The following is a 21,136-nucleotide window of genomic DNA, read 5'->3' on the forward strand; positions in this document are numbered from 1 at the left end:
GCGACATTGCGCCGGGTGTCATAGTCGGATAGAACAGCCTGGTGTCCTGGAATCCTCCGTTGCGTCCCGACCATCACGACCCCGATCGTCCGCGATTCTGGCCCGATGCGCCCGCCGACCGTACCAGCCCCTTCGATCCCGCGCGTGACCGCGACGAGCCGGAATGGGCGCCCTATCACCGCGATCCCGACCCCGAACCGCGCCGCCGCACCATCCGCTGGGGCCGCTGGATCGTGCGCGGGATCGCGGCGGGGATCGTCTTGCTGGTCATCGCCATCGCATGGCTGGCGCTGACCGCCCCGCTCAACAAGTCGCTCAAGCCCCCGACGCCGCCCTCGATCACGCTGACCGCGGAGGACGGCACGCCGATCGCCCGGCGCGGTGCGATCATCGGAGCCCCCGTCGACGCGGCCAAGCTGCCGCCGCACGTCACCCAGGCCTTTCTGGCGATCGAGGATCGGCGCTTCTATTCGCATTGGGGCATCGACCCGCGCGGCATCCTGCGCGCGGCCTGGGCCAATGTCGGCTCGGGCGGCGTGCGCCAGGGCGGCAGCACGATCACCCAGCAGCTCGCCAAGAACGCCTTTCTCGATTCCGACCGCACCGCCGCGCGCAAGATCCGCGAAGTGCTGATCGCCTTCTGGCTGGAGGCGTGGCTGTCGAAGGACGAGATCCTGTCGCGCTATCTGTCCAACGTCTATTTCGGCGACAACACCTATGGCCTGACGGCGGCGGCGAAACATTATTTCGGGCGGTCGCCGGACCGGCTGAACGTCGGCCAGGCGGCGATGCTGGCGGGGCTGGTCAAGGCGCCGTCGCGCCTCGCCCCCACCTCCAACCTGAAGGGCGCCCGCGCGCGCGAGATGGTGGTGGTGCGCGCGATGGAGGATGCCGGCTTCCTCACGCCGCGCGAGGCGGACCGGGTGCAGCCGCAGCGCGTGCTGGCCAGCGCACCGGGCCAGATCCCGACCGGCACCTATTTCGCCGACTGGGTCTTGCCCGCCGCGCGCGACAAGGCGGGCGAGATCGCGACCGAGACGACGGTGAAGACCACGCTCGACCCGCGCCTGCAACGCTATGCCGAACGCGCAATCCGCTCGGCGGGCCTGCGCCAGGCGCAGGCGGCTTTGGTCGCGATGCGGCCGGACGGGCGCGTCGTGGCGATGGTCGGCGGGCGCGATTACAGCAAGAGCCCGTTCAACCGGGCGGTCCAGGCGCGGCGCCAGCCGGGCTCGACCTTCAAGCTGTTCGTCTATCTGGCGGCGATGCGCGCCGGCATGACGCCCGATTCGATGGTCGACGACAGCCCGGTCGAGATCGCCGGATGGAAGCCCAAGAATGATGACGGCCGCTATCTGGGCCAGATCAGCCTGATCCGCGCCTTCGCCCGCTCCTCCAACGTCGCCGCCGCGCGGCTGACGCAGGAGGTCGGGGTCAAGTCGGTGATCCAGGCGGCGCGCGACCTGGGCATCACCACCCCCATTCCCAACGAGGCGACGATCGGCCTGGGCACCGCCGAGGTCTCGCTGCTCGAACTGACCGCCGCCTATGCCGCGATCGCCAATGGCCGCTATCCGGTGACGCCGCGTGGCGTCGAGAAGGTCGACGACAAGCCCTGGTATCAGCAGATCACCGGCGGCACCCGCGCCATCCCCGAAAAGGTGCGGCAGGAGATGATGCGCCTGCTCAACTCCTCGCTGCGCGGCACGGGGCGCGAGGCGGTGCTGTCGGTCGACGCCTATGGCAAGACGGGCACGTCGCAGGACAGCCGCGACGCCTGGTTCATCGGCTTCGCGGGCGACCTGGTGGTGGGCGTCTGGGTCGGCAACGACGACAACAGCCCCAATCCGGGCCTGCATGGCGGCGGCGTGCCGGCGCGCATCTGGCGCGACTTCCTGCAATCCGCGCTCGACATCGCCCCCGTCGCGCGCGCCGCGCCGGTCGAGGCGGTCGCCCCCGTGGAGGAGGGGGTCGAGGGCTATATCGATAATGCGATTGGCCAGTACATTCCCGATGCCGAGATCTTGCAGGACCAGGCGGAGCGGATGGGTCTGGACATGCGCCGGGGCGAGGACGGCTCGATCACCGTCGGCCCCCGCCGCCCGCGCCCGCCGCGCGAGGAGGATCGTCGCGGCCCGGACGAGCGCTACGGGCCGCCGCCGGGGGATGAGGAAGAGTAAGGGCCGACCGCTCGCTGGAGCATCATCTCCACAAAGCCGACACGCCCCGAAAAAAACGGGACATGGCCCGATCCGGCAGCCACCCTGGCGAAGGCGGGGGCCACACGGTGCGGAAGCGCTTGATGAACCTTGCGTTTCCACCGCTGGACAGCGCCGCCGCCCATTCCTATCTGGACCGCCATCGCGTGCGCCTCTTTCGGGTTTCCGGCCGCCGCGCTTCCTTTCCGAGCCCGTGACGAACAGGAGTGCCGCATGGCGTGGCTCATCCTCGGCATTGCCGTGGTGACGGAAATCATCTGGGCGCTGAGCCTGAAATGGGCGGCGACGCAAGCGACCTGGGCCGCCTCGGCGGTGCCGATCACCTTGAGTTTCCTCAATATGGGGCTGCTGGCGCTGGCGATGCGCGGGCTGCCGGCGGGCACCGCCTATGCGGTGTGGACGGGTCTGGGCGCGGTGGGCGTGACGCTGTTCGGGGTCATCCTGTTCGGCGAGAAGATCAATCCGGTGCAGGTCGGCTTCATCGCGCTGATCATCGTCGGCGTCATGGGCACCAAGATCTTCGCCACCGCCTGACCGGATGTCACGCCAGGGCGCGAAGAGGTGACGGGCGCGACGGCGCCGTCCCTCTTTCCCCCCGGCGGCAGGATGGACAGCTGACATCTCGCTGCGCCTCCGCGCCGTCGCGTGAACCGATAATCAAGCCGCCCGCAGGCGCGGTGCCGCCTCGTCGCGGCGGAGGGTCAGCACTTCGACGCCGCCGCGCACCACCGCCACCGTATGCTCGAACTGGGCGGAGAGCTTGCCGTCCTGGGTCACCACCGTCCAGCCGTCCTCCTCGGTGACGACGCGGCGCGTGCCCTGGTTGATCATCGGCTCGACCGTGAAGACCATCCCCTCGACCAGGCGCGGGCCGCTGCCCGGCCGGCCGAAGTTCAGCACCTGCGGCGCTTCGTGCATCTCGCGGCCGATGCCGTGGCCGCAATATTCGCGCACCACCGAATAGCCATGCGCCTTGGCATGGCGCTCGATCGCCGCGCCGATATCGCCCAGATGCGCGCCGGGCCGGACCGCGCCGATCCCCTTCCACATCGCCTCCTGCGCCACGCGGACCAGCCGGCGCGTCGCCGGGGGTACGGTGCCGACCATATAGGTCTTGCTGGAATCGGCGATGAAGCCGTTCTTCTCCAGCGTGATGTCGAGGTTGATGATGTCGCCGTCGGCGATGATCGCCTCCGCATCGGGCACGCCGTGGCAGACGACCTGGTTGATCGAGCAGTTCAGCACATAGGCGAAGCCATATTGCCCCTTGCTTGCCGGCCGCGCGGCCAGGTCGTGCGTGATGAAGCGATCGACCATGTCGTTGACCTGCAAGGTCGACAGGCCGGCGAGCGACCGGTCGTCCAGCATCTCGAACACCGAGGCGAGCAGCCGGCCGGACTGCCGCATCAGGTCCAGTTCGTCGGGGGTCTTCACCATGTCAGGCCGCCACCGCCACCGGATGGACGTTCGCGGCGGCATATTCGGCTTGGACGATCTCGTTAAACGAGCGGGTCGGGTTCGCCTCCGCCAGCATCCCGATCTTCATCCAGAATTCGGCCTGCGCGTTGATCGAGCGGCACATCACGGTGCTCGCACGCCGCGCCTCCTCGTGCAGCGCATCGTCGATCTTCACGATTCCCATGTCGGGCGGTCCTTGCAGAACATATGATTCGTATATGCTTTATATGGCTTGGCGTCAAAGTCTTGGGGGCACGACAGAATCGTTGACGGAAACCCCGTGCCTGACCCAGAGCACCGGCCATGCGCTTCTTCTCCGACAACGCCGCCCCCGTTCACCCCGCCGTGATGGCCGCGATGGCGGCGGCGAACACGCTCGACACTGCCTATGACGGCGATCGCTGGTCGCAGGCGCTGGATGCGCGGCTGTCGGACCTGTTCGAGACGCCGGTGCGCGTGCTGTGGGTGCCCACCGGCACCGCCGCCAATTGCCTGGCGCTGGCGGCGCTGTGCCCGCCCTATGCCGGGGTGATCTGTCACCGCGACGCGCATATCCAGAATGACGAGGGCGGCGCGCCCGAATTCTACACGCACGGCGCCAAGCTGATGCTGGCCGAAGGCGACGGCGCGAAGCTGACGCCGGAGACGATCGCGACGCTGGCCGACAGCATCGCCAACGACGTCCACCGCGTCCAGCCCCAAGCGGTGTCGATCACCAACGCCACCGAATATGGCCTGGTCTACCAGCCGGACGAGGTCGCGGCGATCGGCGCGCTGTGCCGCGCGCGCGGCTGGCGCCTGCATATGGACGGGGCGCGCTTCGCCAATGCCGTGGCCAGCGCCGGCTGCACCCCGGCCGAGGTGACGTGGCGCGCGGGCGTCGAGGCGCTCTCCTTCGGCTTCGTCAAGAATGGCGCGATGTCGGCGGAGGCGCTGGTCTTCTTCGACCCGACTTTGGCCGACGCGACGCTGCGCCGCCGCAAGCGCGCCGGGCTGCTCATGTCCAAGGGGCGCTATCTCGCCGCGCAGATCCACGCGATGCTGGAGGATGACCTGTGGATCGCCAATGGCCGCGCCGCCAATGCGCGGGCCGCGACGATCGGCGCGGCGGCGGGCGAGCGGCTGGTCCATCCGGTGGAGGCGAACGAGGTGTTCCTGCGCGCCACCCCCGCCGAGGCCGCGACGCTGCGCGCCCAGGGCTTCGACTTCTACGACTGGGCGGCCGGCGAGATCCGGCTGGTCACCGCCTGGGACAGCGATGCGGGCCATGTCGCGCAGCTCGCCGAGGCGATCCGCGCCCTATGATCGCGCGGCCGCAATCGACGCGCGCGCGCATCCTGATCCCCTTCGCGATCGTCACGCTGATCTGGGGATCGACCTGGCTGGTGATCCGCGACCAGATCAGCGTGGTGCCGGCAAGCTGGTCGGTGACCTATCGCTTCCTGCTCGCCGGGCTTGCCATGCTCGCCTTCGCGCGCGCCAAGGGGGAGCGGGTGCGGCTGGACGCGGCGGGCTGGCTGTTCGCCGTGGCGGTCGGCACGCTGCAATTCGTCCTCAACTTCAACTTCGTCTACCGGGCGGAGGCGTTCATCACCTCCGGGCTGGTGGCGGTGGTGTTCGCGCTGCTGCTGGTGCCCAACGCCCTGCTCGCCCGCCTCTTCCTGGGCCAGAGGCTGGGGCGGCAATTGCTGGTCGGGTCGGGGATCGCGATGGCGGGCGTGGCCCTGCTGTTCGTGCACGAGGTGCGCAGCGACCCGCACGGTCCCGCCACCGCGCTGACCGGCATCGGCTGGACGCTGCTCGCCATCCTGTCCGCCTCCTGCGCCAATGTCCTCCAGGCGACGCGGACCGCGAAACGCTATCCGATGCTGCCGACGCTGGCCATGGCGATGCTGATCGGCGCGGGGCTGGACGCGGTGTTTGCGTTCCTCACGGTCGGGCCGCCGGTGGTGGAGATGCGGATCGGCTATCTGCTCGGCATCCTCTATCTGGCGCTCTTCGCCTCGGCGCTCGCCTTCCCGCTCTATTATGGCGTGCTGCGCGTGATCGGGCCGGCCAAGGCGGCCTATAGCAGCGTCATCGTACCGGTGATCGCGATGCTGTTGTCGACCCTGTTCGAGAATTACCGCTGGTCGCCGCTCGCCGCCGGCGGCGCGGCGCTGGCGGGGGCCGGGCTGGTCGTCGCGCTGACCGCGCGCAGGCCGGCGCGGTAATCGGGATAGGCGGGCGTCCAGCCGAGCACGCGCTTGGCCTTGCCGTTCGCCACCAGCCGCCGCTCCGCATAGAAGCCGCGCGCCATGCGCGGCAGCGCCTCGACCGGCCGCACCGGCGGCACCGGCATCCCCAGCAGGGCGGCGGCATATTCGGTGACGGCATTGGGCGAGACGGGAAGGTCGTCGGTCAGGTTATAGGCCCCCGGCGGCGCATCAAAGCCCGCGATCACGCCCGACACGATGTCGTCGACATGGATGCGGCTGAACAGATTGTCGGCATCGGTTCGATGCGCCGTGCCCGCCCGCACCCGGTCGAGCGGCGAGCGGCCGGGGCCGTAGATGCCGGGCAGGCGGAACACATGCGCGCCCCGCTCCAGCCACGCCGAGTCCGCCGCCGCGCGCGCCGAGCGCCGCCCGGTGCCGGTCGGCGCGGTCTCGTCCACCCAGCCGCCCTCCGCATCGCCATAGACGCCGGTCGAGGACAGATAGCCCAGCCACTTGCCGGCCAGCCCGTCGCCATATTGCGCCAGCACCGGATCGCCCGCTGCCTCGTCCGGCGGGATCGAGGCGAGCACATGGCTCGCCGCCGCCAGCGCCGACCGCACCGCCGCCGCATCGTCGAAGCGCAGGCTTCCGTCGCGGCCATCGCGGGTGGTGCCCATCACCACCCATCCCTCGGCGTCCAGCCGCGCCGCCAATCGTCCGGCGCTATAGCCCAGGCCGAAGACCAGCAGCCGCCGGCCGCTCATCCGGCCAGGCTCTTCGACGCCTGCTCGAACAGGTCCCTGGACAGGCCGGGTTGCGCGACGATCCGCTCCAGCTCGGCGCGCATGAGGGCGGCGCGCGACGCATCGAAGCGCCGCCAGCGGCCGAGCGGCGGCAGCAGCTTGGCGGCGGTCTGCGGGTTGAGCCGGTCGAGCTGGAGCAGCTGGTCGGCCAGGAAGCGATAGCCCGCGCCGTCCGCCCGGTTGAACGCGCGCTGGTTGACCCCGAACGCGCCGACCAGGGCGCGGGCGCGGTTAGGATTGGCGAGGGTGAAATCGGCATGCCGGGCCAGCGCCACCACCGCGTCGGCCGCATCGTCGCGGGTCGACAGCGCCTGGGTCTGGAACCATTTGTCGATGACCAGGCTGTTGCCGGCATAGCGGCGGTAAAAGGCCTCCAGCGCCGCCGGCCGCTCGGCGAAATCGCCATTGGCCAGCGTGTTGAGCGCCGCCTGCCGGTCGGTCATATTGTCCGCCGCCTCGAACTGCCGCCATGCCAAGGCGCCGATTTCCGCCGCGCCCGACGCCGCCAGATAGCCGAGCGCGACGTTACGCAGCCGCCGCCTGCCCTTGGCCTCGGGCGAATAGACATAGCCGCCCTGTTCGTTCGCCGTGTGGAGATGCGCCCAGCGATCGTGCAGCGCCTCGCCCAGGGTCCGGCGCAGCGCCTCGCGCGCCTGATGGATCGCCTCCGGGTCGACCTCGGCCAGCTGGTCGCCGACGAACGCCTCGGACGGCAGCAGCACCGCCTCCGCCACGAAGGCGCGGTCGAGTTCGGGATCGTCCAGCGTGTTGGCAACCGCGTCGACCACCGCCTTGAACCGGTCCTCGCCCGAGACGGTGGCCGCGACCAGCGTGTCGAGCATCAGCTGCTGCATCGCCTCGTAGCGGGCGAAGGGATCGTCGTCCTTGGCCGACAGGAAGGCGAGATCGGCGGCGCTGCGGTCGCTCTCCACCACCACGGGGGCGGAGAAGCCACGATTGATCGACAGCACCGGCCGCTCGGTCACCGCCTCGAACACCAGTGTCTCGTCCGCCTCGTCGAGCAGGACCAGCCGCTCCTCGGTCAGCGGCTTGCCCGTCTCCGCGCCGAACAGGCGGAGCTTGAGCGGCAGGACCATCGGCTCCTTGATCGGCTGGCCCGGGGTGGCGGGCACATGCTGCGCCAGCCGCAGCGTCGCGCGGCCGCCGCCGGCGCTGTGCGACAGGCTGGCGGAGATGCGCGGCGTGCCGGCCTGGCTGTACCACAGGCGGAAGCGCGACAGGTCGCGCCCGCTCGCCCGCTCCATGCAGCGCACGAAATCCTCGCAGGTCGCGGCGGTGCCGTCGAACTCGCGGAAATACAGGTCGGTGGCGGCGCGGAAGTCGGTCGGCCCCAATATGGTCGCCATCATCCGGATCAGCTCGGCGCCCTTGTTGTAGATGGTCGCCGTGTAAAAGTTGCTGATCTCCTGATAGGCGTCGGGCCGCACCGGATGCGCGAGCGGGCCGGCATCCTCGGGGAACTGGCTGGCGCGCAGGCCACGCACATCCTCGATCCGCTTGACCGCCGCCGAACCCTGGTCGGCGGAGAAATTCTGGTCGCGATAGACGGTGAAGCCCTCCTTCAGGGAGAGCTGGAACCAGTCGCGGCAGGTGATGCGGTTGCCCGACCAGTTGTGGAAATATTCATGCGCCACCACCGCCGCGATCGCGTCATAGTCGTAATCGGTGGCGGTGTCGGGATCGGCGAGGATGTAGCGGCTGTTGAAGATGTTCAGCCCCTTATTCTCCATCGCGCCGAAGTTGAAATCGTCGACCGCGACGATGTTGAACACGTCGAGGTCATATTCGCGGCCATAGATCCGCTCGTCCCAGGCCATCGACAGCTTCAGCGCGTGGAGCGCATGGTCGGTGCGCGGCAGGTCGGCGGCACGCACCCAGATGCCGAGTTCCACCTCGCGGCCCGACTGGGTGGTGAACGACCCGCGATTGACCGCCAGATCGCCCGCGACCAGCGCGAACAGATAGCTGGGCTTGGGAAAGGGATCGTTCCATTCGGCCCAGTGGCGGCCATCGTCCAGGTCGCCGCTCGCCACCGGATCGCCGTTCGACAGCAGCACCGGATAGCGCGCCTTGTCCGCCGTCATTCGCACTGAATAGCGGCTGAGCACGTCGGGGCGGTCGGGGAAATAGGTGATGCGGCGGAACCCCTCCGCCTCGCATTGCGTGCAGAGGATGCCGCCGCTGGCATAAAGGCCCATCAACTGCGTGTTGCGGTCGGGCGCGATCTCCACCTCGGTCTCGACGACATGCGCGTCGCCCGTCAGCGGCACGACCAGTGTCTCGCCCTCCAGCGCCCAGTCCTCGACCGCCACGCCATCGACGCGCACCGCCAGCACGCGCTGCCCCGCGCCGTCGAGCCGCAGCGGGCCGGCGTCCGCAGCGTTCCGCGTCACGGTCAGCGTGGCGTGGACGCGCGTCGCGGCGGGATCGAGGTCGAAGTCGAGCCGAGTCTCGGGCACCATCCAGGCCGGCGGGCGATAGTCGCCACGGTGGATCGTCTGGGGTGCGGCGAGGCTGTTGGGCATGTCCATGTCGCTAGTTATAGTCGGCGCGCGCAATGGTTCCATCGCCTTGCGTCGCGCTTGCGACGCCGGATCGCTGTGATAGTCACGCATGAGACCAGTTAAGGATTGAGGATGCACGCTTTTCCGGCCGCGCTCGTGGCCATGGCCCTTTCCACCAGCGCCATGGCGCAGACCGTGCCGCCCAGCGCGACCCAGGCCGCGCCCGCGCCGGCCGCCGCCGGCACCCAGCAACAGGGGGGCACGACCGCCCCGGCCAAGCCCGATCCGGCCGCGCTCAACGCCCGGCTCGCCGCGCCGCTGCCCGCCGACCAGGCGGCGATGAAGGCGCATGTCCTGTTCCTCGCCTCCGACGCGATGAAGGGGCGCGAGGCGGGCAGCCCGGAATTCGACATCGCCGCGCAATATGTCGCCGCGCAATTCTATGCGGCCGGCCTGCGCCCCGGCGGCGATCAGGGCGGCTATCTGCAACGCGTGCCGCTGGTCCGCTACAAGGCGGATGGCCAGGGCCGCTTCGTGCTGACCCCCGCCAAGGGCGCGGCGCAGCCGCTGGTGTTCGGCCAGGACTACATCCCCGCCCCCGACGCCACGCACCGGGAAGCCAGCCTGTCCGCGTCGGTCGTGTTCGTCGGCCATGGCATCGATGCGCCGCAATATGGCCATGACGATTTCAACGGCGTCGACGTGCGCGGCAAGATCGTGCTGTTCTTCGGCGGCGCGCCCGCGCGCTTCGACGGCGAGGAACGCGCCTTTTTCGGCTCGCCCCAGACCAAGCTGCGCACCGCCGCCGCGCATGGCGCGGTCGGTGCGATCCTGCTCGGCAGCGCGACGATGACGCCCGAGGCGATGGCCAGGATGGCCGAGACCTACGACCGGCCGCGCATGACCTGGGCCCGGCCCGACGGCACCGGCAATGGCGAGTCGATCGCGATGCTCGGCACGCTGAGCCCGGCCGGCGCGGCCAAGCTGTTCGCCGGCGCGCGCACCCCCTGGAGCAAGATCGTCGCCCAGGCCGCGAAGACGACCCCCCGTTACCGGCCGGTCGCGCTGCCCGGCACGCTGGCGGTGGCGACGAAGACCGGCATCACGCCCGTCGACAGCAGCAATGTCGTCGGCCTGATCCCCGGCAGCGATCCGGCACTGAAGGACCAGGTGGTGGTGCTGTCCGCGCATCTCGACCATATCGGCGTCGGCACGCCGGTGAACGGCGATGCGATCAACAACGGCGCGCTCGACAATGCGATCGGCATCGCCAGCCTGATCGAGGAGGCGCGCCGCTTCAAGACGGACGGCACCGCGCCCAAGCGTACGCTGATGTTCCTGGCGGTGACCGGCGAGGAGAAGGGGCTGGTCGGCTCCGACTATTTCACCAACCACCCGACCGTGCCGCTCGACCACATCGTCGCCGACGTCAATCTCGACATGCCGATCCTGCTCTATCCGTTCGAGGACATGATCGTGTACGGTGCCGACCGGTCGACGCTGGGGCCGATCGTGCGCCGCGCGGTGAACAGCGCGGGTGTCGACCTGTCGCCCGATCCGATGCCGGAACAGGGCATCTTCGTCCGCTCCGACCATTTCCGCTTCGTGCAGAAGGGCATCCCCTCGGTCTTCCTGTGGCCGGGGCAGAAGGGACCGGGCAAGGCGGCGGTCGAGCATTTCATGTCGACCAACTATCACAAGCCGTCCGACGACCTGACCCAGCCGATCCTGTGGGACCAGGGCGTCCGCTTCGTCGACGTCAACTATCGCATCGCACGCGAAATCGCCGATGGCGCGGAGCGGCCGCTGTGGAATCGCGGCGACTATTTCGGGCGACTGTACAAGGGCCCGACCACGGCGAAGTAAGGGGCGGTCGCCCTCTTCACCAACTCCGGTTCCCCGGCGGAGGCCGGGGCCCAGTTGGGGGACGCTGATTGGCGAGGTTCACGCTCCGTTACCCAAGCCCCCCCCAACTGGCATCGGCCGTCGCGAAACCTCTGCGGAAGTCCGGCAAGACAGCGCGTCGAGGCTTGTGCTTCTGCGGACGCAGGAGCCCAGGGCGAGGAAGAACAACGTCGTATGGCGGCGAAAAACCCCTGGGCTCCTGCCTTCGCAGGAGCACGGAAGCGACTTTTGTAAGGGTTTCGCTTCCGCCGGGGAACCGGACGGGGATCAACCGTCGCGGAACCGCGCCGCGCGCTTCTCCATATTCGCCATCACCTGCTCGCGCTGGTTGGCGGAGCCGAGCAGCCGCACCTGTTCGTCGCTTTCCGCCCGGAGGATCGCGGCCGGATCGCCATCCGCCGCGACCGCGAACAGCCGCTTGGCGGCGCGGATCGCGTCCGGGTTGCGGCCGGCAATGGCCTGGCACAGCGCCTGCGCCTCGGCCAGCGGATCGGCGGCGATGCGGGTCGCGAAGCCCATCGCCACCGCTTCCGCCCCGTCGAACTCGCGCGCGGTATAGGTGCATTCGCGCAGCACATCGTCGCGCACCGTGCCCCGCCACAGCGCGAAGCCGGCCATGTCCGGCACGATGCCCCAATGCAGCTCGCGCACCGACAGCCGCGCGTCCGCCGCAACCAGCCGGATGTCCGCACCGCTGGCGACCTGCAACCCGCCGCCCAGCACCGCGCCATGCAGCGCCGCGACCACGGGCTGCGGCAGCGTCCGCCAGCCCCAGGCGACCTGCTGCGCCAGATTGGCCAGGCCGTGCGTCCGCTCGGTGGTCAGCAATCCGCCGGTGCCGCCGGTCGCCATGCCGGCCATGCCCGCCATCGCCGCCATGTCGAGCCCCGCGCAAAAGCCGCGCCCCTCGCCCGACAGCAGGACACAGCGCACGTCGGTCGCCTCCGCCAGTCGCGCGATCACCGCCGCCATCGCCTCGAACATCGCCGGGTCGAGCGCGTTGAGCTTGTCGCCCCGCGTCAGCCGGACATGCGCGATCCCGTCCGCGATGGTCAGTGCGACCCGATCGGTCATGGCCTTGTCCTCTCCTGTTATCCCCCAAGTGTGACGCGGCGACCCGCCGGTGTCGAGGGGGCCGCCGGCGGTGCTTGCGCGTGACCGCCCGAGCCGCTTACCAAAGCGTCATGACCGCGTTCGACCCCGCCCGCTTCACCCGGCTGGACCATTATGGCCATGGCGGCCGACTGGGCATCCACTATCATGCCAAGGCGGATCGGTGGGTGGAGCTGGCGCTGCCCTATGCCGCCGATCAGGTCGGCGACCCCGCCACCGGCATCCTGGCGTCCGGCCCGATCGTCACGCTGATGGACATGGCGACCAGCATGGCGGTGTGGACCCGGCGCGGCGTCTTCGCGCCCCATGCCACGCTGGACCTGCGCGTCGACTATCTGCGCCCCGCCACGCCGGGCGAGACGGTGATCGGGCGCGGCGAATGCTATCGGCTGGCGCGCTCGGTCGCCTTCGTGCGCGGCATCGCCTATCATACCGATCCGGACGATCCGATCGCGCATGTCGCCGGCACCTTCATGCTGATGGACGCGCCGGCGAAGGGGGCGACGGCATGATCCTGCCACCCTATGCGGACCTGCTCGGCATGACCGTCGAGGAGCAGGCGGACGGCGCGCCGGTGCTGCTGCTGCCGTTCGGCGAGCCGGTGCTGGGCCGGCCCGGCTTCGTCCATGGCGGTGCGATCGCCGGCCTGTTGGAGATGGCGGCGATCGCCGCGCTCGACCAGGCCCTGCAGGCGGAGGGCGGCGGCCGGATCAAGCCGATCACGGTGACGGTCGACTATATGCGCGGCGGGCGCGAGCGGCCGACGCGCGGGATCGGCACGGTCACGCGGCTCGGCACCCGCATCGCCAATGTCGAGGCCGTCGCCTGGCAGGAGGACCGCGCCCGCCCGATCGCGGCGGCGCGGCTCAACTATCTGATCGAACGGCCCTGACGCCCCGACTCAGACGCGCGGCCGGCCCTTCAGCTCGTCGCGGATCTCGCGCAGCAGCGTGACGTCGGCCGGCTCGACGGGGGTCGCGACCTCGGGCTTGGGCATCAGCTTGTTCACCGAACGCACGATCAGGAAGATGATGAAGGCGACGATCACAAAATTGACCGCCTGGGTGATGAATTCGCCATAGCCGAGCAGCGGCACGCCCGCCTTCTTCAGCGCGGCATAGTCGGTCGATCCGGCGAGCGCGGCCGGCACCGGCCCCATGGTCAGGAAATAGCTGGAGAAGTCGAGGCCGCCAAAGACCTTGCCGATCACCGGCATCAGCACATCCTCGGTCAGCGAGGTCACGATCCGGCCGAAGGCCGCGCCGATGATGACCGCCACGGCGAGGTCGAGCACATTGCCGCGCGCAATGAACGTCTTGAATTCCTTGAGCATCTTTCTTCCCCTTGCAGCAAATCCCAATCTGGAGCGTAATCGCCGAAACCCTCTTCGCCAAGCGATACGGGTGTCCTATATGGCTAGGACAGATTGAGGAGGCTTCATGTCGCGTCGTTTCATGCCGGTCGTACCGGCCCTGATGGTGGTCGCTACCCTGTCGGGTTGCGGAATCAACAGCATCCCGACCGCCGAGGAAAATGCCAAGGCGCGTTGGGCGGACGTGCAGAACCAGTATCAGCGCCGCGCCGACCTGATCCCCAACCTGGTGTCGACGGTGAAGGCCGCCGGCGCGCAGGAAAAGGACATCCTGACCGAGGTGACGCGCGCCCGCGCCGCCGCCAACCAGGTGCAGCTGAGCGGCGACGACCTGACCGATCCCGCCAAGCTGGCCAATTTCGAGCGGGCGCAGAGCGCGGTGACGCTCAACCTGCAACGCCTGCAGGAGGCCTATCCCGAGCTGAAGAGCCAGGGCAACTACACCACGCTGATGAGCCAGCTGGAGGGGACGGAGAACCGCATCACCATCGCCCGCCAGGATTACAACAAGGCGGTGCAGGACTATAACACCCGCATCCGCACCTTCCCCGACGCGGTCGGCGCGCGCATCTTCTACGGCGCCAAGCCGATCGTGCCGTTCACCGCGACTTCGCAGAACGCCGACACCGCGCCGACGGTCAATTTCGGGAATGCGAGCTGACCGGCATGATCCGCTGGCTGGCGGCGCTGCTCCTGCTGCTCACCGCGCAGGTCGCGGTGGCACAGACCTTCCCGAAATTCACGGGGCTGGTCGTTGACCAAGCGAATGTCCTGTCGCCGGCCGAGCGGGCGGCGCTGACGCAGAAGCTGGAGGGGCTGCAACGCGATACCAAGCGGCAGCTGGTCGTGGTGACGGTACCCGACACGCAGGGCTATCCCCTGCCCGACTATGGCTATCGGCTCGGTCGGGCCTGGGGCGTCGGGCTGGAGGGCGCCAATAACGGCGCGATCCTGCTGCTCGCGCCGGGCAATCCCGCCGGCCAGCGCGGCCCGCGGATCGAGGTGGGGCGCGGGCTGGAGCCGATCCTGACCGACGCCCTGTCCAGCGTCATCGTCTACCAGACGATGCTGCCGCTGATCCGCGACGGCAAGGTGCCGCAGGCGATTGCAGCAGGCACCGACCAGATCGTCGCCCAGCTGCGCGCCAGTCCCGAGGAAGCCAAGGCCAAGACCGACGCCGCCATCGCCCAGTTCGATCGCGAGCATCGCCGCCGTCCGCAAGGCAGCGGCGGCGTGCCAGTGGCGTTGATCTTCTGGCTCATCATCCTGGCCTTCGTCGTCCTGCCGATGATCTTCCGGCGCGGCGGGCGCGGACAGCGCTACCGCCAGGGCCCGTGGGACGATCGGTCGGGCGGTTCCGGCTCCACCCTGCCCATCGTCCTGTGGGGCATCGCCAACGAGATCGGCCGCTCGCGCGGCGGCGGTTGGGGCGGCGGCTCCGGCTTCGGCGGCGGGGGCGGTGATGGCGGCGGCGGCCCCGATGGCAGTTGGGGCGGCGGCGGTTTTACCGGCGGCGGCGGTGGCGATTTCGGCGGCGGCGGCGCTTCGGGGGATTGGTGATGCGACTGAACGAGGCGGACCGCGCCAAGGTCGCGGCGGCGGTGACGGCGGCGGAGGCGCGGACCAATGGCGAGATCGTGCCGATCGTCGCGGCCCAGTCCGATGCCTATCATGACGTGGCCCTGCATTGGGCGGTACTGGCGATACTGCTGGTGCTCGCCCTGCTCGCCGCGATCCCAGGTGCGGCGGAGGCGATGCATGGCCTGATCGCCAGCCCGTGGGACGGACCGCCGCCCGCCGCCTCGCTGTTCCTGATCGGACTGATCGCGACGACCATCGCCTTTCTGATCGTGCGGCTGCTGCTGGCCGCCGCGCCCCTGCGGCTCGCCCTCACGCCCCATGCCACCAAGGCGCGACGGGTGCGGCGACGGGCGCTGTTGCTGTTCCGCACGGCGGTCGAATCGCGCACGCGGGGGGCGACCGGCGTGCTGCTCTATCTGTCGCTGGCCGAACATCGTGCCGAACTGGTCGCCGACGCGCCCATCCACAGCCGCGTCGCGCCGGAGGTGTGGGGCGAGGCGATGGCCGTGCTGATCGCGGCGGTGAAGGACGACCGCCCCGGCGACGGCATGGCGGCGGCGATCGAGCGGATCGGCGCGGTGCTGGCCGAGCATTTCCCCCGCGACGCCAATGACCTCAACGAACTGCCGGACCGGGTGATCGAATTATGAGCGAGTTGAAGTGGGAGGGCCGGTTCCTCACCGTCCGCCAGCAGGGCAGCTGGGAATATGCCGAGCGCAAGGGCGAAATCGGCGCGGCGGTGATCGTCGCGCTCGACGGCGAGGACATCATCCTGGTCGAGCAATATCGCATCCCGGTCGGCAAGCGCTGCCTGGAACTGCCCGCCGGGCTGGTCGGCGACGAGTCGGCCGGCGAATCGACCGCCGAGGCGGCGCGGCGCGAGCTGGAGGAGGAAACTGGCTATCGCGCCGACACGGTCGAGGATCTGGGGCTCTTCTATTCCTCGCCCGGCATGACGTCGGAGAGCTTCACCGTGGTGCGCGCCACCGGGCTGGTGCGGGTCGGGGATGGCGGCGGATCGCCGGAGGAGGACATCACCGTCCACCGCGTACCGCTCGCCTCGGTGCCGGGTTTCCTGCGCGAGAAGCGCGCGGAGGGGCTGGGGATCGACGCCAAGATCCTGTTGCTGCTCGATCTGGCGGCGCTGTAGCGGGAGGAGCGAGTCCTACGCCGTTCCCCGGCGAAGGCCGGGGTCCAGTTGGGAAAGTGGTCGTAACGGAGCGCCGTCCGTCGTCGCGAGCGTCCCCCAACTGGGCCCCGGCCTTCGCCGGGGAATAGGGGATCAGCGAAAATTGTCGGCGTAGGCCTGCAACTTCAACGTCTTCTTCGGTGCGGGCACGACCGTGTACCCATGCCCCTCGCGCTCGCAATGCGCGATCGCGGCCTCCAGCGTCGGGAAGAGCAGGCGGATCTGGTCGCGCGTGTCGCCGCTGCCCGCCCAGCCGGTCAGCGGATCGGGCTGCTTGGGCTCGGCCGGCTCGAATTCGAGCTGCCACTGGTCGGTCCGGGCCCGGCCGGACTGCATGGAGTTCTTCGGGCGCTGGAAGATGCGTGCGGTTGCCATGATGCGCCTCCTACCGTGAACCGGCGGCTCTTGCATCCGCCTTTTTGGTGCGCAGCGTCGCCGAGGCGGCGGCGGGTTCGTCGGGCCAGGGATGGCGCGGATAGCGGCCGCGCATCTCGCGCGCGACATCGGCCCAGCTTCCCGCCCAGAAGCCCGGCAGGTCGCGCGTCGTCTGGATCGGCCGGCCGGCGGGCGAGGTGAGCGACAGGACCAGCGGCACCCGCGCCTCGCCCACCGTCGGATGCACCGCCAGCCCGAACAACGCCTGCGGCCGCAGCTCGACGCGCGGGCCACCCTCGGCGGCATAGTCGATCGCGTGAGTCGAACCCGCCGGACTGGTGAAATGCGGCGGCGCGAGCCGGTCGATGCGGCGCAGTTCGTCCCAGCCGATCACGCCCCGGATCGCCTCGGTCAGCTCGCCCGGCAGGATCTGGTCGAGCCGGCGGCGACCGGCGAGCAGCGGCGGCAGCCATTCGTCCAGCCGCTCGATCAACCCCATCGACAGGTCCAGCCCGGCATAGGCGGCGCGATCGCGCAGCTGCAAGGCGCCCTCGCTCCATTGGAGCCGGTCGAGGCCATGGGTCCGTACCCCCTCGACCAGCGCGGCGACGATCGCCTGCGGGTCCGCGCCGCTGTCCGGGCCGGATTGCAGCCGCAGCGCCCCCAGCCGCCGTTCCCGCAGCGTCTGCACGCCGCCGGTGTCGGGATCGAAGCGGACGGTCCGCACCGTCTCGATCCGGTCGGCGAACAGCGTCTCGATCGTGGCGAGATCGGCGGCGGCGGCGGCGAGGATGCGCGCGCTCGATGCCGCGCCCTGCGTCTCCGCCACCGCCAGCCATTCGGCGCGCGCCAGGGGGCTGGTCGGATCGAGGCGGAAGCCGCGCCCCCCCACCGACGCCCAGAGTTCGCCCGTCGCGTCGCGCCGCCGCGCCACCCGGTCGGGAAAGGCGAGCGCGACGCAGGCCGCCTCCGCTCCCGGCGCGTCACCGCCCTTTCCACCACCGACCATCGCCGCCCAGCGCTGCGCCAGCTTGCGCGCCGCCTCCGCCTTGCTGCCGCGCTCGCTGCGCCAGCGGCGGCGGCGCACCTCCAGATCGGCATCGGGTCCGCCGATCCCGCGTTCGGACAGCAGCACCGCCACCTCCGCCGCGACGGAGCCCAGGCCATGTCCGCCCGCGACGACCAGCATATGCGCCAACCGCGGCGGCATCGGCATGGCGGCGAGGCGGCGGCCATGCGCGGTCGGCCGCCCGTCCGCATCGATCGCGTCGAGCGCCAGCAGCCGGTTGCGCGCTTCCTCGACGGCGGCGGCGGGTGGCGGGTCGAGCCACAACAGGTCGCGCGGATCGCGCACGCCCCAGATGCCACAGGCCAGCACCAGCCCGGACAGGTCCGCCTCGACGATCTCGGGCGGGTCGAAGCGCGGCAGGCCGGCGGTCGCCGCCTCCTCCCACAGGCGATAGGCGACGCCCGGCCCCTGGCGCGCGGCGCGGCCGGCGCGCTGCGTCACCGCCGCCTGGCTGGCGCGCTCGGTCACCAGCCGCGTCATCCCCGCCGCCCGGTCGTAACGGGGGCGGCGCGCCAGCCCCGAATCGACCACCACGCGGATGCCGTCGAGCGTCAGGCTGGTCTCCGCGATGCCGGTCGCCAGTACGACTTTGCGCGTGGACGACGGCCGGATCGCGGCGCGCTGTTCGGCGGGGTCGAGGCTGCCGTGCAGTCGGTGGAGCATCACCCCCTCGGACAGTCCCTCCAGCCGTTCCGCCACCCGCTCGATCTCGGCGACGCCGGGCAGGAAGGCGAGCACGCCCCCCTCCTCGTCGCGCAAGGCCTGGCGGATCGCGCTCGCCACCATGTCCTCGATCCGCCGGCTGGCGTCGCGGCCGAGATGGCGCAGCGTCAGCGGATGGCTGCGCCCCTCGCTCTCGATCACCGGCGCGCCGGCCAGCAGCGTGGCGAAGCGCGCGCCGTCCAGCGTCGCCGACATGGCGAGGATGCGCAGGTCCGGCCGCAGGCCCGCCTGCGCATCGAGCGCCAGCGCCAGGCCGAAATCGCCGTCCAGATTGCGTTCGTGCACCTCGTCGAACAGCACCGCCGAGATGCCGGCCAGTTCGGGATCGGCCTGGATACGCGCGACGAAGATCCCCTCCGTCACCACCGTCACGCGCGTCGCGGCGGAGCGGCGGCTGTCCATCCGCGTCGCATAGCCGAAACGCTGCCCGACCGGCTCGCCCGCCAAGTCCGCCATCCGTTCCGCCGCCGCCCGCGCCGCCAGGCGACGCGGCGACAGCAGCAGGATCTCGCCCGTGCACCATGGCTCGGTGAGCAGGGCGGGCGCGACCGCCGTGGTCTTGCCCGCGCCGGGCGGGGCGACCAGCACCGCGTTGGGGCCGTCGCGCAGGGCCTGGAGCAGGTCGGGCAGCACCGCCTCGATCGGCAGGGCGGTCATGCGGCGCGCTTTCGACGGCGGGAATCGAGTTGGCAGATGTGCGGCATTTCGGTCCCTTGCCACAAAGCGGCGCGACACGCGCCCCCGGGCGCTCCCCTGTCCCGGTGCCAATGCCGCCCCGAACATCCATTTCGGATATTATAAAGGTGTAAAATCAATGGTGAGGCACACCGCCAACAATGACTGATCGAGATTAAGTATAATACCGGATTTTACGATTAATCACACATTAGCTATCCGCCACTTCGGAATGCAGAAGCATCGCGAACGCAATGGGGGCATAGTGAAAAACTTCGTGAAACTGGCATTTGCCGGAGCGACCTTGGCTGTCTCGGCACCATCGATGGCCGCCGTTATTCCGGCAACCCTGACCGTTGATGGACCCACCATCAACAATTACAATCTTGCCAATGACGGCGTGTTTCCGCCCGTATGGAGCGAATGGGATGCACCGCAATCGACGCGGTTCGGTCCTTACGTAAACGGATACAACACCAAGTTCACCTTCAGCTTCGCCGGTCTGACCAATGTGGGTTCGGTGAACATGATCGCGGATGGCAATGACTATTACGAGCTGTCCTTCTACAATGGTGCCAGCCTCGTTCACTTCTTCCGCTTCCCGCCTCCGACCCTGGGCGCGATGCAGAGCTTCAAGGCCGATTTCTCCGGTGTCCAGGCCACGCGCGTGGTCGTGAACGGTGCGGGTGGCGATTATCGCTATGCGCTGGGCGAGGTGCAGTTCTCCGACACGCCGATCGCCGCCGTCCCGGAACCCGCCACCTGGGCGATGATGATGGTCGGCTTCGCCATGCTCGGCGCGTCGGCGCGCTATCGCCGCCGCACGACCCGGGCTGCGATCGCCTGATCCGTCTCTCCTCCGCATGGAACGACGCCGCCGCTCCCCGGAGCGGCGGCGTTTCGGTCCGTGATGATGACGCCCGGATGACGGAGCGGACAGTTTCGCCGCACCGCTTTCCACGATAAGAGACGGGCGTGAGCGGACACCATCATCACCACGGGCATGATCACGGCCATGGGCACGCCCATGGCCATGGCCATTCGCACGCCCCCGCCAATTTCGACCGCGCCTTCGCGATCGGCATCACCATCAACATCCTCTATGTCGTGGGCGAGGCGACAGCGGGCCTGTGGACCGGATCGGTCGCGCTGCTGGCCGATGCGGGGCACAACCTGTCCGACGTGCTGGGGCTGGCCGTCGCCTGGGGCGGGGCGACGCTGGCGCGGACACGGCCCACCAAGCGCTTCACCTATGGGCTGAAGGGATCGACGATCCTGGCGGCGCTGGCCAACGCCCTGCTGCTGATGATCGCGCTGGGCGCGATCGTGCTGGAGGCGGCGCAGCGGTTCAACGCGCCGCCGCCGCTTGCCGGCCTGACCGTGTCGGCGGTCGCGGGGCTCGGCATCGTGGTCAATGCGGTCACCGCCTGGCTGTTCGCGGGCGGGCGGCATGGCGACGTCAATATCCGGGGCGCCTATCTGCACATGCTGGCCGACGCGGCGGTCTCGGCCGGCGTTGTCGTGGCGGGCGTGGTGATCTGGTGGACCGGGATCGGCTGGATCGACCCGCTGGTCAGCATCGTCATCGCCGCGCTGATCTTCTGGCAGACCTGGGGCCTGTTGCGCGAGACGGTGGAGATGTCGCTGGCCGCCGTGCCGCGCGGCATTGATTACGACCGGGTCCAGGCGGCGCTGCTCGAACTCGACGGCGTGACGGCGGTGCACGACCTGCATATCTGGCCGATGTCGACCACCGAGCCGATCCTGACCGCGCATCTGGTGATGCCGGCCGGCCATCCCGGCGACGCGTTCCTCGACGGGGTGCACGAGCTGCTGCACGACCGGTTCGGGATCGGCCACGCGACGCTGCAGGTCGAATCCGGCGACGCGGTCCGCCACCACCACGTCTGCTAAGGCGTCATCAGTTCACC

The 21,136-nt window shown here is 69.8% G+C and carries 20 protein-coding genes and 1 pseudogene; 13 read left to right on the forward strand and 8 right to left on the reverse strand.

Going from position 1 to position 21,136, the window contains the following annotated elements; genetic code table 11:
- Window positions 1-41: 41 nt before the first annotated feature.
- Both QE452_RS14545 and QE452_RS14550 read left to right on the forward strand, forming a co-directional pair.
- Window positions 42-2,180, forward strand: a complete 2,139-nt coding sequence (locus QE452_RS14545) for a PBP1A family penicillin-binding protein (protein WP_309659530.1) — start codon at window positions 42-44, stop codon at window positions 2,178-2,180.
- A 252-nt stretch (window positions 2,181-2,432) separates the two neighbouring features.
- Complete coding sequence (locus QE452_RS14550) at window positions 2,433-2,753, forward strand: SMR family transporter (RefSeq protein ID WP_309659529.1); 321 nt, start codon at window positions 2,433-2,435, stop codon at window positions 2,751-2,753.
- Window positions 2,754-2,876: 123 nt separating this feature from the next.
- Here the strand turns inward: QE452_RS14550 and map are convergent, their stop codons facing one another.
- Both map and QE452_RS14560 read right to left on the reverse strand, forming a co-directional pair.
- A complete protein-coding gene (gene map / locus QE452_RS14555; protein WP_309659528.1) occupies window positions 2,877-3,656 on the reverse strand; it encodes a type I methionyl aminopeptidase in 780 nt (259 codons plus the stop codon).
- A 1-nt stretch (window position 3,657) separates the two neighbouring features.
- Complete coding sequence (locus tag QE452_RS14560; RefSeq protein ID WP_125995821.1) at window positions 3,658-3,861, reverse strand: ParD-like family protein; 204 nt, start codon at window positions 3,859-3,861, stop codon at window positions 3,658-3,660.
- Between the two features lie 119 nt (window positions 3,862-3,980).
- Between QE452_RS14560 and QE452_RS14565 the strand changes: the two genes are divergently transcribed.
- Both QE452_RS14565 and QE452_RS14570 read left to right on the forward strand, forming a co-directional pair.
- Window positions 3,981-4,982: a beta-eliminating lyase-related protein gene (locus QE452_RS14565; RefSeq protein ID WP_309659527.1), complete on the forward strand. Its 1,002-nt coding sequence runs from the start codon at window positions 3,981-3,983 to the stop codon at window positions 4,980-4,982.
- Window positions 4,979-5,890, forward strand: coding sequence for an EamA family transporter (locus tag QE452_RS14570; protein ID WP_309659526.1), 912 nt, complete (start codon window positions 4,979-4,981; stop codon window positions 5,888-5,890). Before QE452_RS14565 ends, QE452_RS14570 begins: the two co-directional genes overlap by 4 nt.
- Here QE452_RS14570 and QE452_RS14575 read toward each other — a convergent pair.
- Window positions 5,800-6,639: an NAD(P)-dependent oxidoreductase gene (locus tag QE452_RS14575; RefSeq protein WP_309659525.1), complete on the reverse strand. Its 840-nt coding sequence runs from the start codon at window positions 6,637-6,639 to the stop codon at window positions 5,800-5,802. The two genes, QE452_RS14570 and QE452_RS14575, sit on opposite strands and share 91 nt — an antisense overlap.
- Window positions 6,636-9,230 (reverse strand): aminopeptidase N, encoded by a 2,595-nt coding sequence (pepN, locus tag QE452_RS14580; protein ID WP_309659693.1) that lies wholly within the window; start codon window positions 9,228-9,230, stop codon window positions 6,636-6,638. The genes QE452_RS14575 and pepN overlap by 4 nt, the downstream gene beginning before the upstream one ends.
- Window positions 9,231-9,335: 105 nt before the next feature.
- On the opposite strand from pepN, the gene QE452_RS14585 reads away from it, so the two are divergent.
- Window positions 9,336-11,069, forward strand: a complete 1,734-nt coding sequence (locus QE452_RS14585; RefSeq protein WP_309730317.1) for a M28 family metallopeptidase — start codon at window positions 9,336-9,338, stop codon at window positions 11,067-11,069.
- Window positions 11,070-11,375: 306 nt separating this feature from the next.
- Here QE452_RS14585 and QE452_RS14590 read toward each other — a convergent pair whose 3' ends face one another.
- Window positions 11,376-12,182, reverse strand: a complete 807-nt coding sequence (locus QE452_RS14590; protein WP_309659523.1) for a crotonase/enoyl-CoA hydratase family protein — start codon at window positions 12,180-12,182, stop codon at window positions 11,376-11,378.
- A 110-nt stretch (window positions 12,183-12,292) separates the two neighbouring features.
- Here QE452_RS14590 and QE452_RS14595 point away from each other — a divergent pair, with 110 nt between their 5' ends.
- Both QE452_RS14595 and QE452_RS14600 read left to right on the forward strand, forming a co-directional pair.
- On the forward strand, window positions 12,293-12,733 hold the full coding sequence (locus QE452_RS14595) for a PaaI family thioesterase (RefSeq protein WP_309659522.1): 441 nt from the start codon (window positions 12,293-12,295) through the stop codon (window positions 12,731-12,733).
- Window positions 12,730-13,113: a PaaI family thioesterase gene (locus QE452_RS14600; RefSeq protein ID WP_309659521.1), complete on the forward strand. Its 384-nt coding sequence runs from the start codon at window positions 12,730-12,732 to the stop codon at window positions 13,111-13,113. The genes QE452_RS14595 and QE452_RS14600 overlap by 4 nt, the downstream gene beginning before the upstream one ends.
- Window positions 13,114-13,122: 9 nt before the next feature.
- Here the strand turns inward: QE452_RS14600 and mscL are convergent, their stop codons facing one another.
- On the reverse strand, window positions 13,123-13,554 hold the full coding sequence (mscL, locus tag QE452_RS14605) for a large conductance mechanosensitive channel protein MscL (protein WP_309659520.1): 432 nt from the start codon (window positions 13,552-13,554) through the stop codon (window positions 13,123-13,125).
- A gap of 106 nt (window positions 13,555-13,660) precedes the next feature.
- Between mscL and QE452_RS14610 the strand changes: the two genes are divergently transcribed.
- The 4 genes from QE452_RS14610 to QE452_RS14625 are packed head-to-tail and all read left to right on the forward strand — an operon-like array spanning window position 13,661 to window position 16,324.
- Window positions 13,661-14,254: a LemA family protein gene (locus tag QE452_RS14610; protein ID WP_309659519.1), complete on the forward strand. Its 594-nt coding sequence runs from the start codon at window positions 13,661-13,663 to the stop codon at window positions 14,252-14,254.
- A gap of 5 nt (window positions 14,255-14,259) precedes the next feature.
- Window positions 14,260-15,153 carry a TPM domain-containing protein gene (locus QE452_RS14615; protein WP_309659518.1) on the forward strand — a complete coding sequence of 298 codons (894 nt, stop codon included), beginning with the start codon at window positions 14,260-14,262 and terminating at the stop codon, window positions 15,151-15,153.
- On the forward strand, window positions 15,153-15,824 hold the full coding sequence (locus QE452_RS14620) for a hypothetical protein (protein WP_309659517.1): 672 nt from the start codon (window positions 15,153-15,155) through the stop codon (window positions 15,822-15,824). Before QE452_RS14615 ends, QE452_RS14620 begins: the two co-directional genes overlap by 1 nt.
- Window positions 15,818-16,324, forward strand: a complete 507-nt coding sequence (locus QE452_RS14625; RefSeq protein WP_405052804.1) for an NUDIX hydrolase — start codon at window positions 15,818-15,820, stop codon at window positions 16,322-16,324. Before QE452_RS14620 ends, QE452_RS14625 begins: the two co-directional genes overlap by 7 nt.
- Window positions 16,325-16,456: 132 nt before the next feature.
- Here the strand turns inward: QE452_RS14625 and QE452_RS14630 are convergent, their stop codons facing one another.
- Both QE452_RS14630 and hrpB read right to left on the reverse strand, forming a co-directional pair.
- The gene (locus QE452_RS14630; protein ID WP_309659515.1) at window positions 16,457-16,738 is read right to left on the reverse strand and encodes an ETC complex I subunit; all 282 of its coding nucleotides are present in this window, start codon (window positions 16,736-16,738) and stop codon (window positions 16,457-16,459) included.
- A 10-nt stretch (window positions 16,739-16,748) separates the two neighbouring features.
- Complete coding sequence (gene hrpB / locus QE452_RS14635) at window positions 16,749-19,187, reverse strand: ATP-dependent helicase HrpB (protein WP_309730320.1); 2,439 nt, start codon at window positions 19,185-19,187, stop codon at window positions 16,749-16,751.
- A 754-nt stretch (window positions 19,188-19,941) separates the two neighbouring features.
- Here hrpB and QE452_RS19120 point away from each other — a divergent pair.
- Together QE452_RS19120 and QE452_RS14645 are read left to right on the forward strand one after the other, a co-directional pair.
- A pseudogene (locus tag QE452_RS19120) lies at window positions 19,942-20,052 on the forward strand (PEPxxWA-CTERM sorting domain-containing protein); the annotation flags it as partial.
- Window positions 20,053-20,180: 128 nt separating this feature from the next.
- Window positions 20,181-21,119, forward strand: coding sequence for a cation diffusion facilitator family transporter (locus tag QE452_RS14645; RefSeq protein ID WP_309659512.1), 939 nt, complete (start codon window positions 20,181-20,183; stop codon window positions 21,117-21,119).
- The last annotated feature ends 17 nt before the right edge of the window (window positions 21,120-21,136 follow it).

It is taken from the genome of Sphingomonas sp. SORGH_AS_0438, assembly GCF_031453475.1.
Lineage (GTDB): Bacteria > Pseudomonadota > Alphaproteobacteria > Sphingomonadales > Sphingomonadaceae > Sphingomonas.